Annotated in this window: 17 protein-coding genes and 1 pseudogene; 10 read left to right on the top strand and 8 right to left on the bottom strand. The window is 59.3% G+C overall.

The window, feature by feature from the left end; genetic code table 11:
- From lnt to VGP75_RS10970, 4 genes are all read right to left on the bottom strand, one after another.
- Positions 1-1320: apolipoprotein N-acyltransferase (gene lnt, locus VGP75_RS10955; protein ID WP_327543700.1), on the bottom strand; the 1320-nt coding region annotated here is incomplete at its 3' end.
- A complete protein-coding gene (locus VGP75_RS10960) occupies positions 1313-2200 on the bottom strand; it encodes a transporter associated domain-containing protein (protein ID WP_327543701.1) in 888 nt (295 codons plus the stop codon). The genes lnt and VGP75_RS10960, both read right to left, overlap by 8 nt.
- Before the next feature lie 33 nt (positions 2201-2233).
- A complete protein-coding gene (gene ybeY, locus VGP75_RS10965; RefSeq protein WP_327543702.1) occupies positions 2234-2722 on the bottom strand; it encodes an rRNA maturation RNase YbeY in 489 nt (162 codons plus the stop codon).
- Positions 2719-3732, bottom strand: a complete 1014-nt coding sequence (locus tag VGP75_RS10970) for a PhoH family protein (RefSeq protein WP_327543703.1) — start codon at positions 3730-3732, stop codon at positions 2719-2721. Before VGP75_RS10970 ends, ybeY begins: the two co-directional genes overlap by 4 nt.
- A gap of 271 nt (positions 3733-4003) precedes the next feature.
- Between VGP75_RS10970 and VGP75_RS10975 the strand changes: the two genes are divergently transcribed.
- Positions 4004-4984, top strand: coding sequence for a zinc transporter ZntB (locus VGP75_RS10975; protein WP_327543704.1), 981 nt, complete (start codon positions 4004-4006; stop codon positions 4982-4984).
- A gap of 18 nt (positions 4985-5002) precedes the next feature.
- Here the strand turns inward: VGP75_RS10975 and miaB are convergent, their stop codons facing one another.
- Entirely contained in the window at positions 5003-6310 is a 1308-nt protein-coding gene (gene miaB / locus VGP75_RS10980; RefSeq protein WP_327543705.1) for a tRNA (N6-isopentenyl adenosine(37)-C2)-methylthiotransferase MiaB, read from the bottom strand.
- 113 nt (positions 6311-6423) lie between these two features.
- On the opposite strand from miaB, the gene VGP75_RS10985 reads away from it, so the two are divergent.
- Complete coding sequence (locus VGP75_RS10985; protein ID WP_327543706.1) at positions 6424-7287, top strand: glycosyltransferase family protein; 864 nt, start codon at positions 6424-6426, stop codon at positions 7285-7287.
- On the opposite strand, the gene VGP75_RS10990 is transcribed toward VGP75_RS10985, so the two are convergent.
- Positions 7226-7759: an REP-associated tyrosine transposase gene (locus tag VGP75_RS10990; protein ID WP_327543707.1), complete on the bottom strand. Its 534-nt coding sequence runs from the start codon at positions 7757-7759 to the stop codon at positions 7226-7228. The two genes, VGP75_RS10985 and VGP75_RS10990, sit on opposite strands and share 62 nt — an antisense overlap.
- A gap of 79 nt (positions 7760-7838) precedes the next feature.
- The gene (irrA, locus tag VGP75_RS10995; RefSeq protein ID WP_055294288.1) at positions 7839-8255 is read right to left on the bottom strand and encodes an iron response transcriptional regulator IrrA; all 417 of its coding nucleotides are present in this window, start codon (positions 8253-8255) and stop codon (positions 7839-7841) included.
- A 149-nt stretch (positions 8256-8404) separates the two neighbouring features.
- Here irrA and fabA point away from each other — a divergent pair, with 149 nt between their 5' ends.
- From fabA to VGP75_RS11015, 4 genes are all read left to right on the top strand, one after another.
- Positions 8405-8914 (top strand): bifunctional 3-hydroxydecanoyl-ACP dehydratase/trans-2-decenoyl-ACP isomerase, encoded by a 510-nt coding sequence (fabA, locus tag VGP75_RS11000; RefSeq protein ID WP_327543708.1) that lies wholly within the window; start codon positions 8405-8407, stop codon positions 8912-8914.
- A gap of 51 nt (positions 8915-8965) precedes the next feature.
- Positions 8966-10195, top strand: a complete 1230-nt coding sequence (gene fabB / locus VGP75_RS11005) for a beta-ketoacyl-ACP synthase I (protein WP_327543709.1) — start codon at positions 8966-8968, stop codon at positions 10193-10195.
- Between the two features lie 4 nt (positions 10196-10199).
- Entirely contained in the window at positions 10200-10988 is a 789-nt protein-coding gene (locus VGP75_RS11010) for an enoyl-ACP reductase FabI (RefSeq protein WP_327543710.1), read from the top strand.
- A gap of 222 nt (positions 10989-11210) precedes the next feature.
- Positions 11211-12494, top strand: a complete 1284-nt coding sequence (locus VGP75_RS11015) for an MFS transporter (protein WP_327543711.1) — start codon at positions 11211-11213, stop codon at positions 12492-12494.
- A gap of 178 nt (positions 12495-12672) precedes the next feature.
- Here the strand turns inward: VGP75_RS11015 and VGP75_RS11020 are convergent, their stop codons facing one another.
- Entirely contained in the window at positions 12673-13107 is a 435-nt protein-coding gene (locus VGP75_RS11020) for an FKBP-type peptidyl-prolyl cis-trans isomerase (RefSeq protein WP_327543712.1), read from the bottom strand.
- Positions 13108-13239: 132 nt separating this feature from the next.
- Between VGP75_RS11020 and VGP75_RS11025 the strand changes: the two genes are divergently transcribed.
- The 4 genes and pseudogenes from VGP75_RS11025 to VGP75_RS11040 form a co-directional block, all read left to right on the top strand.
- Positions 13240-13917 (top strand): haloacid dehalogenase type II, encoded by a 678-nt coding sequence (locus VGP75_RS11025; RefSeq protein ID WP_327543713.1) that lies wholly within the window; start codon positions 13240-13242, stop codon positions 13915-13917.
- Positions 13917-14735 (top strand): alpha/beta fold hydrolase, encoded by an 819-nt coding sequence (locus VGP75_RS11030; RefSeq protein ID WP_327543714.1) that lies wholly within the window; start codon positions 13917-13919, stop codon positions 14733-14735. Before VGP75_RS11025 ends, VGP75_RS11030 begins: the two co-directional genes overlap by 1 nt.
- Positions 14732-15703 (top strand): threonine ammonia-lyase, encoded by a 972-nt coding sequence (locus VGP75_RS11035; RefSeq protein WP_327543715.1) that lies wholly within the window; start codon positions 14732-14734, stop codon positions 15701-15703. Before VGP75_RS11030 ends, VGP75_RS11035 begins: the two co-directional genes overlap by 4 nt.
- A gap of 18 nt (positions 15704-15721) precedes the next feature.
- Positions 15722-15930: pseudogene (locus VGP75_RS11040) on the top strand (3-oxoadipate enol-lactonase); the annotation flags it as partial.

Consider the following 15930-nt stretch of genomic DNA (forward strand, 5'->3'; position numbering starts at 1 on the left):
AATCATCGCGCTGATGCCGGTGTTGGCCACGCGCACCATCGGCAACCCCTGCTCGATTGCGCGCAACCGCGCTTGGGCAAGGTGCTGATGCGGGCCCGCAGCCTCACCGAACCATGCATCATTCGTGATCAGCAACAACAACCGCGGGCGGTCGTCGCCATAGGTGATTTCCTCGGCAAAAATTCCTTCATAACAAATCAAAGGCACTGCAGGGCCAATTCCCGGCAGATCAACGGGCCCGGGCGTCGCACCCGGCGTGAACCCGACGCCAAGATTGCGGGCAAGCCCCGTCGCCCCCATTTGCCCCAAGAGCCGGGCACCCGGGATATATTCACCAAAGGGCACAAGATGGCGCTTGTCATAGATGCTTTGCACCGTCCCGCCAGGGCCTACGACGACCAGACTGTTATAGGCCCGTGACGCGGCATCGCGCCGCTGGATGCCGAAGACAAGCGGCGCACCACGCGCGGAATCGGCCAGAAAGCCCAGATCATCCGCGATGTGGTTCAACAGATAGGGAACAGCCGTTTCAGGCCAGACCACCAGATCGGGCACAGGACCTTCTGCGCTAAGGCGGGTGAGGCGGGCCAGGAAAACATCTGTAAAGGCAGGGTCCCATTTCTGCTCTTGCGGGGCATTGGGCTGCACCAGACGCACGATTGGCAGATCACCGGACGGCGGCCCCACTGGTCCGGGGCGCAGGACAAAGGACAACGCCAGCACCAGCCCCAGAACCACAAGCCCCACAATCCGCGCAGGCCCCATAAGGGCTGCGACAGCCAGCCCGCAAAGCACCGCAATAAGCGTCAGCAAATGCGGCCCGCCATAGGCCGCCACCTGCGCCAGCCCTGTTGTCACCCAGACATGGCCCAGCAAAGCCCAAGGGAACCCTGTCAGGATCAGGGAACGCAACACCTCGGTGCCGACCAGCATCAGGGCAAACATGATCGTGCTGCGCGGCGCGAGCCTTGATGCCGCCCCAGCTGCCAGTGCCCAGAAAATTGCGGCCCCTGCCGCCATCAGGAACAGCGCAAAAGGGGCCATCCAGCCATGACGCTCGATGTCGACTAGAAAAGGCTCGACAATCCAGCGCAGGCTGAAGGCAAAATAGCCGAACCCGAAAGCCCATGCATGAAACACTGTCTGACGGCGCGACCGCGCCTGCGGATAGAGGGCAAACACAACGCCCAGCGCAAGGATCGTCACAGGCCACAGGTCAAAGGGCGCTTGGCCCAATCCCGCCACCGCCCCCAAAGCCGCAAACGCGAGAAGCCGCAACAACGCCCCACGCGCAGCAAACTGCGCGCCAATGTTAGCCATTGCTTGCCGATGTCAAGCGGACGCGCAACCGTTTGATCCGGCGCGGGTCTGCATCCACAACTTCGAATTCGGGACCGGCGGGGTGAACGATGACCTCGCCGCGCGCAGGCAGATGGCCTGCAAGCATTGTCACCAACCCACCCAGCGTGTCGATCTCTTCCTCGTCGATTTCCTCGGCCTCGGTCAGGTTCAAACCGATCTCGGCCTCGAAATCATCCAGATCGGTGCGGGCCTGAGCCAGATAACAGCCGGGTTTTTCAAGCACCCAGCTCTTGGCCTCTTCGATATCGTGCTCGTCCTCGATCTCGCCGACGACCTGTTCGATCACGTCCTCGATGGTGACCAGCCCGTCAGTCCCGCCGTATTCATCAATGACCAGTGCCATGTGGATACGCTCGGCCTGCATCTTTTGCAGCAGCACACCCAGCGGCATCGACGGGGGGACAAAAATCAAAGGGCGGGCCATTTCACGCAGGTCCAGTTCCTGACTATTGCCGTTGAACCCGTGGCGCAGCGCAAAATCCTTGAGGTTGGCAATCCCGATAGGGGTATCCAGCGTGCCGTCATAAACGGGCAAGCGGGTCAGGCCGCTGGTCCGGAATACCTCAACCAGTTCATCCTTTGTGATGGTGACAGGAACAGCCACGATATCGGGCTTGGGGATCGACACGTCCTCGACACGCATCCGGCGCAAATTCAGCATCCCCAACATCGCGCCTGCTGCATTCACGTTTTCACGTGGAGTCTCATGGTTTTCTTCTGATGTCGCGGGCCCAGTAAACACGTTTACCAAACGTGAAAAAAGCCCGGGAGAGGTCTCCGTCTCATCCTGCTGCGCGCTTTGCGCAGCGCTAGACGGTCCTTCGTCTGTGTCGCCCATTTTATCCTTACCTATGTGGGTCAACCGACCCGATTACTCCCTATATGGGTCAGGAACACCCAGTTTGCCAAGTATCTCTGTTTCCAAGCCTTCCATGAGGGTGGCATCGCGGTCACGTTCGTGATCAAAACCCAATAAATGAAGGGTGCCATGAACAAGTAAATGAAGCGTGTGATCGCGCAAAGGTTTGCCCGCCTCAGTCGCTTCGCGCGCGCAGGTGTCATAGGCAATCGCAATATCGCCCAGTTCAGGGTCCGGCACGGGCTGCGGTGGCAAAGGCATTTCACCATCAATCGCGGCACCGCGTTCCTCTGACGGCCAGCTCAGAACATTGGTGGGCGTGGGCTTGTCACGGAAATCCGCGTTCAACGCAGCGATCCGCACGTCATCACAAGCCAGCAGGCTGATTTCAAACACCGAAGGTTCCAACCCCAGCCGCTCAAGTGCCGCATCGCAGGCCAATTGCGCCAGGGCGTCTATATCGCCCCAGCGGTCATCTTCGACAACGCAATCGACGCTCACCTTGGGTCATCCGCCTCATAGGCTTCGATGATCGCGGCGACCAGTGGGTGGCGCACGACATCTTTGGAGGTGAAATAGTTGAAGCTGATCTTGGGAATGTTCTTGAGCAAACGCTCCGCATCCCACAGCCCCGAATTCACCCCGCGTGGAAGGTCAATCTGGGTCCGGTCACCGGTGATCACCATGCGCGAACCTTCGCCCAGACGGGTCAGGAACATCTTCATTTGCATCGTTGTGGCGTTCTGCGCCTCATCGAGCACAACAAAGGCATTCGACAGGGTGCGCCCGCGCATAAAGGCCAAAGGCGCGATCTCGATCACCTTTTCCTCGATCATCTTGGCCGATTGTTTGCCCGGCAGAAAATCGTTCAGCGCGTCATAAAGCGGCTGCATATAGGGGTCGACCTTGTCTTTCATATCGCCAGGCAGATAGCCCAGCTTTTCGCCCGCTTCGACCGCAGGGCGCGACAGGATGATCTTGTCCACGTGACCACTTATCAGCATATTCACGCCGACAGCCACGGCCAGATAGGTCTTACCCGTCCCCGCAGGCCCGATCCCAAAGGCAAGCTCATTGGCAAAAAGCGCCTTCACATAGGCCTTTTGCGCATCGGTGCGCGGCTCGACCAGCTTCTTGCGGGTCTTGATCTCGACCCGCTCTGTCTCACCCTTGAACAGCTCGATCTGGTCACCACTGCGGGCGGGATCGAACATGGGTGCCGCACCCATGCGCAACTCGCGGTCCAGATCGCCCGGCTCCAACGAACGGCCCGCCTCAAGCCGGCTGTAAAGCGCGCCAAGTACCTGACTGGCCTCGGCGCGGGCGTCCTTGTCACCGATCACGGCCAATTGGTTGCCACGGCGCAAAATCTGCACGTCCAGTTTTTCTTCGATTGTGGTCAGGTTGCGGTCATATTCGCCACAAAGATCGATCAGCAAAAAGTTGTCAGGGAATTCCAACAGGGATTCTGTCGCAACGTCAGCGGGTGGGGTCAGGGCACCGGTGGCCAATCAGCTCTCCTCTTCGTCTATATGTAGGTATCGTGGCAAGTGCAGACACAAGGCGCAAGGCTCTTTGCGCAAAGAGCGGATTTTGATTGCGCCCCGTTTCATGCGATGTAGATGCGGCGCAGCGTTCTTCCACCTTAAACCTTTGATACCCCGACAAAACACCCCGCCCGGGACGCAAATTGCCAAATGCTATAAACTTGCGCAAACTGCTGCAAGAAGGGCCAGAACCACAACCGGACAGGTGGATCTGCCCCAAGAGGAGAGCACAGCAATGGTGGAGAGAGATTCGATAAGCTTTGTCTTCTCCGGATCAGGCAGTGGCACGCCTGTCACCCCCGCAGAATTTGTCGCCACCATCGCGACGCTTGCCCCACCCGGCTTTGGGTGGCTGCACCTGAACAGAGCGGACACGAAGACACCCGCACTGCTGGCCGAAGCAGGGCTGGATCACTTTGTGATTGCGGCGCTGATCGCTGACGAAACCCGCCCGCGCTGCACCGTACACGGCAACGGCGTGCTCTTGAACCTGCGCGGTGTGAACCTGAACCCTGATGCAGAACCAGAAGACATGGTGTCGGTGCGCCTCTGGCTGGAACATCAGCGCGTGATCGGGGTTTGGGGGCGTCCGCTCTTTGCGGTGCAAGATCTGGCCGAGACGGTGACACGCGGTGAAGCCCCGCGATCACCGGGTGACTTTGTAGCGAAACTGGCATTGCGTCTGACAGATCGGGCCGAACCGGTCGTGGCCACTTTGAACGAAGAAATCGACACGCTCGAAGAGGCGGTCATTGACCCGAAGGCCCGTGTCTCACGCGCACGTCTTGGCGGCTTGCGGCGCAAAGCCATCGTGTTGCGCCGCTATTTCGTGCCGCAACGCGACGCACTGACCACGCTGGAAATCGAAGATATCGGCTGGCTGGACAACCATGATCGCGCGCGCCTGCGCGAGGCGGCGGAACGGGTGCAGCGCTTTGGCGAGGAACTCGATGCGATCCGAGACCGTGCGCAGATCGTGCATGACCAGATCATGGACAACCGTGCCGAAGCGATGAACCAGCGGATGCTATTGCTGTCGATTGTATCGGCGATCTTCCTGCCCTTGGGGCTATTGACCGGATTGCTGGGCATCAACGTCGGCGGCATGCCCGGCGTTGACGATCCGCGTGCATTCTGGGCCGTCTGTCTGGCATTGGTTGTGCTGGGGGCGGGACTGGTCTGGATGTTCAGGAAGCTGGGACTGTTCCGCACGTAAGGTGGATTTCAATCCACCTTACACCAAAACACCCTTCAGGGAATTCGGACTGTCCTCGATAATCCGCACCGCGCGCACCTGCCCCAGCACATCCGCAGGCGCGTCGGCATAAACCGCGTGCAGATACTCGGATTTGCCAATCATCTGGCCCGCTTCGCGCCCTGCTTTTTCAAACAAAACCTTCACGTCGCGGCCGACCATGGCAGCCTGCGTCGCCTGCTGTTGCTCACGCAACAAAGCCTGCAAACGTTGCAAACGGTCATGCATCACATCCTCGGGCAGCTGCGGCTTTTCGGCGGCAGGCGTGCCCGGACGGGTCGAGTATTTGAACGAGTAGGCCTGCCCATAGTGGACATCGCGCACCAATTGCATGGTGTCTTCAAAGTCCTGATCGGTCTCACCGGGGAAGCCCACGATGAAATCACCCGACAACAAAAGGTCAGGCCGCGCCGCGCGAATACGTGCGATCAGTGCCAGATAACTCTCGGCAGTATGCTTGCGGTTCATCGCCTTCAGAATCCGGTCCGAACCCGACTGCACCGGCAAATGCAGGTAAGGCATCAGCTTGTCACAGGTGCCATGCGCTTCGATCAGCGCCTCATCCATGTCGTTGGGGTGGGACGTGGTGAAACGGATACGCTCCAACCCGTCCACCTTGTCCAGCGCCCAGATCAACCCTGCCAAGCCACCCTCATGCCCGTGATAGGCGTTCACATTCTGGCCCAGGAGCGTGATTTCCTTCACACCGCTTTCCACCAGTTCCTGCGCCTCGCGAATGATCCGATCCGCCGGACGCGACACCTCGGCGCCGCGCGTATAGGGCACGACACAAAACGCACAGAACTTGTCGCAACCCTCCTGCACCGTCAAAAACGCTGTCGGGCCGCGCTTGGCTTTGGAGCGCGCTTTCAGCGTATCAAACTTGTCATCATCGGGGAAATCGGTGTCGAGCGCCTTGGCCCCCGTGCGCACCGCCTCTTCCATCGCAGGCAAGCGGTGGTAGCTTTGCGGGCCGACCACCAGATCGACCATCGGCTGGCGGCGGATGATCTCTTCGCCTTCGGCCTGTGCCACACATCCCGCGACACCGATTTTCAGATCGGGGTTTGCCGCCTTCAGGCCCTTGAACCGGCCCAATTCGGAATAGACCTTTTCAGCCGCCTTTTCGCGAATATGGCAGGTGTTGAGCAGAATCATATCCGCGTCATCCGGCGTGGTGGTTTCCACATAGCCCTTGCCGCCCAGCGCCTCGGCCATGCGTTCGCTGTCATAGACGTTCATCTGACAACCATAGGTCTTGATATAAAGCTTCTTTGGCGCGGACATGGGGGCTGCTCTCGGGTTAGGATAACTCGGGCCTTCTAACGACTTGGCGGAATGCTTGCAATGCGGCCCGATATCACCGAATTTGCACCCTGCCTTTCGACGAAGAGAGTTTTATGCATTATCCATCCATTTCCGCACTCTCGGGCGAACTTCGACGCACCCCGCCCAAAGGCCCCGTTGCCCTGATCCTGATCGAGGATGATGTTGCGGTTGCCCGCACGATTGCCCACCATACCGACGCAGGTTTCGCCCGCATCCTCGTCTTTTGTGCGCCCGGGCAAACGTTGCCAACTGACCTGCCCGACATCGTTGACCACATCGATTTTGACGTCAGCGCAGAGGACGCTCTGCAAGTGACCGTCAATGCTATGATCAAAGCGCTGCCGGACCAGTGGCTCTATTATTGCTACAATGCGGAATATCTTTTCTACCCGTTCTGCGAAACGCGCAGCGTTGGCGAGATGCTGACATTCATGCGCGAAGAACGGCGCGATACGGTGATTAGCGCGATTGTCGATCTCTATGCCAAAGACCTGACGGCCCATCCGGACGGTGTCGATCATGACGGCGCCCATTTTGACAAATCCGGCTACTACGCGCTTGCCCGCGAGAACGATGATGGCGAAACACTGGACCGGCAGGTCAATGTCTTTGGCGGGCTGCGATGGCGGTTCGAAGAGCATATCCCAAAACTGCGCCAACGGACCGACCGGATTTCATTTTTCCGCGCACAGCCCGGTCTGGAGATGCAGGCGGATCGGGGCTTCAATATCGCCGAATACAACACCTATTCCTGCCCGTGGCACAACAACCTTTCTGCCGCGATCGGCTCTTTCCGGACGGCCAAGGCGCTGCGGCGTAACCCCGGCAGCCGCGCTGCGATCACAACCTTTCACTGGCCTCAATCCGCGCGTTTCAGCTGGCACTCACAACAGCTTCTGGATTTGGGGTTGATGGAACCGGGGCAGTGGTTCTGATCCTTGGATCTTTGCGATGATGCAGTGAGGCATAGGGCCACTCACTTGGCCGTTGGACCAAACCGGCATGTACTGGCGCCGACCGGATCAGATGGAGATGGAGCGCCATGTCACCCTCGTCGCGGATCAGATGTTCCCAGAACCGGCGCTGCCAGATGCCCTTTTCGCCTCGTTTAAGGTGGCTCTCTGGAATAAAGGCCGGCGCCGGCGCATGGCGTGAAAAACTTGTCTTGATCAGCCGCCAGCGTTTGGAAAAATCGGCATCGCCTTCAGGCAATGTCCAGATCATATGCAGCTTGTTGGGCAGGATCACTGCGGCCTCAATCTCAAACGGCCAGCGTTTGCGGCACAGGCGCATCGCGTCACGCAACAGGCCAATCTGCGATACCAAAAGGTCCGACCGGCTATCCTGCAAGCGGACGGTGAAGAAATAGGTGCCACCGGGCACGTAAAGACGACGGTAATGAGACATGCGACGACCGTCGCAAATATCAGTTAATTTTTTGTGAAACTGTGCAAACCGTAAGGTGGATCAAGATCCACCTTACCCGTCACTTCCGGCGCAACCGGATGACAACATCCACTGACGCAATTTCTGCCCCTGCCGGCGCATCGGGCAGGTTGCGGATTTCCAACTCTTCCGCAGGCGCATCTGTCAAAGTCGCGCTGTCTTCCCAATAGAAATGCGGATGGTCTGTCATATTCGTGTCGAAGTAGCTTTTCGATCCGTCCACTGTAATCTCGCGCACCAGCCCCGCATCGCAGAACGCGCGCAGCGTATTGTAGACCGTCGCCAGCGACACCTTCTCATCCGCATCGGACGCCGCTTCAAAAAGGCTCTCGGCTGTCACATGGCGGTCCTGCCCGTCGCCCACCAGCAAAGACGCCAAGGTCACGCGCTGACGTGTTGGCCGAAGCCCTGCTCCTGCCAACCAGTTTGTGCTGCGCTGTGTCGCTATATCTGACATGATCGCCCTTTATGACAATTATTCTCAAGTATATGGGAAGAATATCCTCCGGATCAAATGAAAACCGTCAGAAAAGCGCAGACTTGCTCTCATAAACCGCTGAGTGATAGAGGTCGTGCGACGCAGTAAAGAAGAACGAGACCAAAGATATGGCCGATTACCCGACTTATTTCGACAAAGACGCCCTGCTGGCTTGCGCCCGTGGCGAGCTTTTCGGCGAAGGCAACGCCCAGCTACCGGCACCTCCGATGTTGATGATGGACCGGATCACCGACATATCGGGCGATGCTGGCGCACATGGCAAAGGCCATGTTGTCGCTGAATTCGATATCACACCTGATCTGTGGTTCTTTGACTGCCATTTCCCCGGAAACCCGATCATGCCAGGCTGCCTTGGGCTTGACGGCCTGTGGCAACTGACCGGTTTCAACCTCGGCTGGCGCGGCTGGCAAGGGCGTGGTTATGCGCTCGGCGTCGGCGAGGTCAAACTGACGGGCATGGTCCGTCCGGACCGCAAGATGCTGACATATAAGGTAGATTTCACCAAAGCCATCCAGACCCGCCGCCTCACCATGGGCGTGGCCAACGGAATTGTTGAGGCGGATGGCGAGGTCATCTATCAAGTCACCGACATGAAAGTCGCCCTGTCTGAAAGCTAGTCGAGAGCTTCGCCCTCGCACATCCATTACCGTTCAAAAGGAGAGGTGCCCATGCGCCGCGTTGTTGTCACAGGTCTCGGGATCGTTTCGCCGATCGGAAACAATGCCGAAGAAGTGCTTGCCGCACTCAAGGCCGGAAAATCCGGGATCGAGGCATCGCCCGAGATGGCCGAACACGGTTTCCGCAGCCAGATCGCGGGTACGCTCAAGATCGACATCACCGACCACGTCGACAAGCGCACCCTGCGCTTCATGGGTCCGGGTGCGGCCTATGCGCACATCGCCATGGGACAGGCGATTTTCGACGCCGGATTGACCGAAGAGCAGGTCGTCAACCCGATGACGGGCCTGATTGCAGGCTCGGGCGGGCCATCCACTTCGGCCATTCTCAAGGCACATGAGGTCGTCAAAGAGACAGGCTCAACCAAACGCATCGGGCCGTTTGCGGTGCCAAAAGCTATGTCTTCGACGGTCAGCGCGAACCTCGCGACAGCCTATAAAATCAAAGGCATGAATTTTTCGATCACCTCTGCCTGTTCCACCTCCTTGCACTGCATCGGCATGGCCGCGCAGCAAGTCGCATTGGGCACGCAAGATATCATGTTCGCAGGCGGCGGCGAGGAACTGGACTGGACGCTTTCGTGCCTCTTTGACGCCATGGGCGCGATGTCCTCAAAATATAACGACACCCCCGAGCGCGCGAGCCGCGCCTTTGACGCCGACCGCGACGGTTTCGTGATCGCGGGCGGTGGTGCGATGGTGGTGCTGGAAACGATGGAAAGCGCGCAGGCACGCGGTGCGAAAATCTATGCCGAAGTGACAGGATTTGCCGCAACATCAGACGGGGCCGATATGGTGGCCCCTTCGGGCGAAGGCGGCGAACGCGCCATGCGCGGCGCATTGGTCACGCTGCCCGAGGGCCGCAAGGTCAGCTACATCAACGCGCATGGCACATCGACCCCTGTGGGCGACGTTGGCGAAGTCGAGGCCGTGCGCCGCGTCTTTGGCAAAGGCACCACGCCACCCATCAGCTCGACCAAATCCATGACTGGCCACAGCCAAGGTGCCACAGGCGCACAAGAGGCCGTCTATTGCCTGCTAATGCTGGAACACGACTTTATTGCCCCCTCGATCAACGTCGAAAACCTCGACCCAGCCTTGGACCCGTCCGAGATCGCCACATCGCTGGTGGAAAACGCAGGGCTCGATACGGTGATGACAAACTCTTTCGGGTTTGGCGGCACCAACGGTTCCATGCTGCTTTCCAAATTCAAAGGATAGGCCAATGACGATTTCCATGCAGGGCAAACGCGGGCTGATCATGGGCGTGGCGAATGAACGCTCCATTGCCTGGGGCATCGCCAAAGCCATGGCCGACGCAGGCGCCGGACTGGCCTTCACCTATCAGGGCGAGGCTTTCGGCAAACGGCTTGAACCGCTTGCCGCCTCTGTCGGGTCCGACATCATGGTCGATGTGGATGTGAACGACGATGCCAGCATGGATCTGGCGTTCCAGACGCTCAAAGACCGCTGGGGCACGCTTGATTTCGTGGTCCACGCGATTGCATTTTCCGATAAGAACGAGCTGACAGGCCGCTTCATCAACACCAGCCGCGACAACTTCAAGAACTCGCTGGCGATTTCGTGCTATTCCTTCATCGACGTAGCCAAGCGGGCGTCCGAGATGATGCCCGATGGCGGGACGTTGCTGACGCTGACCTACCAAGGGTCCAACAGAGTCACACCGTTCTACAACGTCATGGGCGTGGCGAAAGCGGCGCTGGAATCCGCAACGCGCTATCTTGCCAATGACCTTGGCCCCCAAGGGATCCGCGTCAACGCGATCAGCCCCGGCCCGATGAAAACCCTTGCAGGCGCGGCCATCGGTGGCGCGCGCAAAACCTACAAACACACCGACCAGAACGCCCCCCTGCGCAGCAACGCCACGCTTGAGGCGGTGGGCGGCACGGCCGTTTACCTTGCCTCCGATGCGGGGGCCTGCACCACAGGCGAGATTATCCGCGTCGACGGCGGCTACCATGTGCTGGGGATGCCGCAGGCGGACAATCTGTAAACACCGCGCCCTGTTTTTGAATTCACTCGCGTGCTGGCGTTTTGCACCGTCAGGCGGGCTGTCTGCTCTGCGGGATGAGGTGTAAATGCACCCCCGCAATGACGACGGCTCCACCACAAACTGGCAGCGGGCAATCTTCGAAAGCGACATTGGGTCGTAAATGGCAATGCACGGCAGAATTACCTTTTGCATAGTTGCAGCAACCTCGCCTGAGCAATTCCTATGCACGATCGTCGAATTCCCGAGTGGCTGCGCCATGCCCCGACACCCAGTGTGCGCGGATTTGCCTTGCTGGCCGGTACGGAGGCGATTGCACGAGGTATCTTGATCTCGGTTTTCCCGCTGGTGATGTACAACGCTCTCCAAGATGCCGTCGTCGTTTCGGAGGTCTATTTCACGATCGGGCTGGTGTCTTTGGTTGTGGGGTTGTTGATCCCTTACCTGATCCACTTCATTCCCAGACGTTGGGTCTATGCTATCGGTACGTTAATGTTCTCCGCAGGCGCTCTGCTGGCCACGGCTCAGACCCCAAATACAGTGATTGCTGGTCTCGCATTGACGACGGTCGCGACCGTAACGACGTTTGTGTGCTTCAACGCCTATGTCTTGGATTATGTGGCCAAAGTCGAACTTGGCCAGCTTGAAACCTCTCGCCTTCTCTATAGCGGGTTGGGTTGGACCATCGGCCCCGCGTTGGGCGTATACCTCTATAAGTGGTGGGCGTTCGCGCCGTTTGGCATTGCGGCTGTGGCGTCCATCGTGATGCTGCTGACGTTCCTTACCATGCGCCTTGGGAACGGAAAACTGATCACGAAGCGCACACGACCGCCGACCAATCCCTTTGCGTTCTTTAGCCGTTTCTTTGCGCAACCTCGGTTGATTACTGGGTGGCTTTTTGCGGTCATCCGGTCCTGCGGCTGGTGGGTCTATGTCGTATACCTCCCAATCTATGCCGTGCAAAACGGGTTGAGCGAGCAGTTAGGCGGAGTAGCCCTCTCGATCTCGAATGCAGCGCTTTTTCTTGCCCCGCTGATGCTGCGCTTCATGAAAAGAAAATCGGTCCGAACGGCTGTGAGGACGGGTTTTGCGATGTCTGCACTCTTGTTCGTGATGGCGGGCCTGCCACATGGCGTCCCCCTTTTGGCGGTGGTCTGCCTGATGGCGGGATCGTTCTTTCTGATCCTTTTGGATGTCTCTGCTGGCCTGCCGTTCCTGCTTGCGGTCAAGCCGTCTGAACGCACCGAGATGTCGGCAATCTATTCCAGTTTTCGCGACGTTTCCGGTATTTTGACCCCGGGCGTCGCATGGCTCGTGCTACTTGTCGCGCCAATTTCGGGGGTCTTTATAGCGGGCGGTGCAGGATTGTTCTTTGCCTGGGGGTTGGCAAGCAAGCTCCATCCAAGGCTCGGACATTCCAGGATTGTTATAGAAGGAACGTCACGATTGCCGAACACACCTGAAAACCATGTGGCCCCACAAAGTGAGATGGCTGCGGGACGCGCATGAGGATCACAGCAATGACCGATGCCACAACGTAGAAGATTGCGAGTTAGGGCTCACAGCCAACCATCGCTGCAACCTGTGCAGATGTATGCTTTGACGTTGCAAGCACATGAACAATGCAAAACGAAAAAAACGCACCCCGTTTGCACGGGATGCGCTTTGCTATGAAGGATCGGCGTGCTTAGGCCGCTTTGATCTCGACCACTTCGATTTCGAAGTTCAGGTCCTGACCGGCCAGCGGGTGGTTGGCGTCCAGTGTCACTTCGGCCTCGGTCACTTCTGCAACAGTCACCGGAACAACCTGCCCCTGCGGTGTCTGCATCTGCAACTGTGTGCCGATCTCAAGCGGGATTTCTGCCGGAATCTGTTCGCGTGGCACCGCTTGGCGCGCTTCTGGGTTCGCGTGGCCATAGGCCTGATCACAAGGCACGTTCACGGTCTTTTTGTCGCCCACGGTCATGCCGGGGATCGCGCTGTCCAACCCTTTGATGATCTGACCGGAGCCCACAACAAACTCCAGTGGATCACGGCCTTCGGAACTGTCAAACATCTGCCCGTCGTTGAGTGTGCCGACATAATTGATCTTTACGGTATCGCCTGTTTTTGCTTCGGTCATGGTCTCGCTTTCTCATCCTTTTCAAAATTTGAAGGCGCACCCTATGCAATCATAGCAGGGGATGCAAACGCATTGCCCCTTTTCGTGGGCGGGCGGGCATGCCACGATGGATTTCACCCAATGGAGACCCCCATGCCCATCACCACCGCAGTCTTTGATGCCTATGGCACGCTGTTCGACGTCAACGCCGCCGCGATGCAGGCCGCCCAAGACCCTGCGCACGCGGGTCTCGCGGCTGTCTGGCCTGCGCTGGCGCGCGATTGGCGGCGCAAGCAGCTTGAATATTCATGGCTGCGCGCCGTGGCCGACAGGCATTGCGATTTCTGGAAAGTCACGCAGGATGGTCTGGACTGGGCTCTTGAGGCCCACGACCTGACCGATCCCGCCACGCGCACCCGCCTGCTGGAGCTGTACTGGGAACTCAGCCCCTATCCGGAAGTCCCCGCTATGTTGCGCAGCCTCAAGGACCACGGCATCGCCACGGCAATCCTGTCGAACGGGTCCCCCGATATGCTGCGGGCCGCGGTCAATTCTGCGGATATCCGCGACCTGCTGGATGCGCTGCTGAGCGTCGAAGACGTCGGCGTCTTCAAACCCCACACACGCGTTTACGACATGATCGGCGCGCGTTTCGGCTGTGCCAAAGGCGAGGTCCTCTTCGTGTCGTCCAATGGCTGGGACGCCGCCGGTGCCGCCGGTTACGGGTTTCAGACCGCATGGGTGAACCGCGCAGGCGAGCCGGTCGACAGGCTCTATGCCACACCGCACCACCTGCTCTCCGACCTCACCGCAATACCGGAGCTTCTGTGATGCCCAGCTACACCTCTACCGACGGGCTGCGCCTGCATTACACGGACGAAGGCACGGGCTTACCGGTCATCGCGCTTGCGGGGCTGACCCGCAACGGCGCTGATTTCGACCATGTCGCGCCCCACCTGCCTGTCCGCCTGATCCGGCCCGACTATCGCGGGCGCGGGCGATCTGACTGGGCCGATCCCGCTTCCTACACGATCCCGCAAGAGGCCGCCGATGTACTGGCCCTGATGGATCATCTGGGGCTGGAAAAAGCCGCGATCCTTGGGACATCGCGCGGCGGTCTGATTGCGATGATGCTGGCGGCGACGGCCAAAGACAGGCTTGTGGGCGTCGCACTCAACGACATCGGCCCCGAAATTGCGCCAAAGGGTCTTGATGTCATCAAGGACTATATCGGGCGCAACCCTGCCCAAAAAACCTACGCCGAGGCGGCAGAGGCCCGCGCCAAGCTCTGGACACATTTCACCGGTGTTCCGATGGGTCGCTGGCTGGCCGAAGTACAGGCCCACTATCAGGAAACCCCCGATGGCCTGATTATCCGCTACGACCCCAAACTGCGCGACGCAGTGCTGGCCAGCGGCGCGCAACCCGCCCCCGATCTGTGGCCGCTGTTCGACGCGCTGGCGGGATTGCCGCTGGCACTCATTCGCGGCGCAAACTCGGATTTGCTGAGCCAAGCGACCGCAGATGAAATGCAACACCGCCGCCCCGATATGATCCGCGCCGACATTGCAGGCCGCGGGCATGTGCCCTTCCTTGACGAACCTGATGCCGTGGATGCGCTGCACCGCTGGCTGGAGAAACTACAATGAACATCGACATGATCCGCGCCGCCGCCACCCGCATCAAAGGCCACGCACGGCGCACCCCGATCCTGACCTCGCCTTTTCTGGATGAGATCGCAGGTAGACGGGTTTTTGTGAAAGCCGAGTGCCTGCAACATACCGGGTCTTTCAAGTTCCGTGGTGGCTGGGCGTCGGTCTCGGCCCTCTCGGACAACGCGCTGAAAACCGGCGTCATCGCCTTTTCCAGCGGCAACCATGCCCAAGGCGTCGCACTTGCCGCCCGTGAACACGGCGCGCCTGCGGTCATCATCATGCCTGCCGATGCGCCTGCGGTGAAAATCGAGAACACCCGCGCGCTCGGGGCCGAAGTGATCCTGTACGACCGCGAAACCGAAGACCGCGACGAAATTGGTGAACGGCTGTCAGCGGAACGCAACCTGACCCTGATCAAGCCATTCGATGCGGAAATGACGATTGCTGGCCAAGGCACAGTCGGCCTCGAGATTGCAGAAGATATGACCGCACTGGGCGTGACCGAGGCCGATGTGATGGTCTGTTGCGGTGGTGGTGGTCTGACCTCGGGGATCGCCCTCGCCCTCGCCGCAGACGCGCCCGGCCTGCGCGCACGGCCCGCCGAGCCGGAAGGCTTTGACGACGTCACGCGCTCACTTCAAAGCGGCCAGATCGAACGCAACGCGCGCCTGAGCGGGTCGCTTTGTGATGCGATCATCACCCCGCAACCGGGCTATCTGACCTTCCCGATCATGCAAAGGCTTTGCGGCCCCGGCGTTGTCTTAACCGAGGACGAATGCCTGCATGCCATGGCTCTTGCCTTTGAACGTCTGCGCATTGTCGTGGAACCGGGCGGTGCGGCAGCCCTTGCCGCAGCGCTCTTCCATCCTGATGAATTCAGCGGCGATGCGGTGATCGCTGTCGCCACAGGCGGCAATGTGGATGCGGCTGTCTTTGCCAAAGCGCTGGAAACACTGGCCTAGCGGCAGAAAGACAAGATGATGCAAGAACAGATGATCACACGCCCCGATGGCACCGGCATCTACGCCCAGATCACAGGACCGCAGACTGGCCCCGCCGTGGTCTTTTCAAACTCGCTTGGCACGACCCTGCACCTGTGGGACGCGGTCCTGCCCTTCCTTCCCGAGGGCCTGCGGATCCTGCGCTATGACATGCGCGGCCACGGGCTGTCCGACGCACCAGAAGGACC

Origin of the sequence: Yoonia sp., assembly GCF_036007805.1 — a bacterium.
Lineage (GTDB): Bacteria > Pseudomonadota > Alphaproteobacteria > Rhodobacterales > Rhodobacteraceae > Yoonia.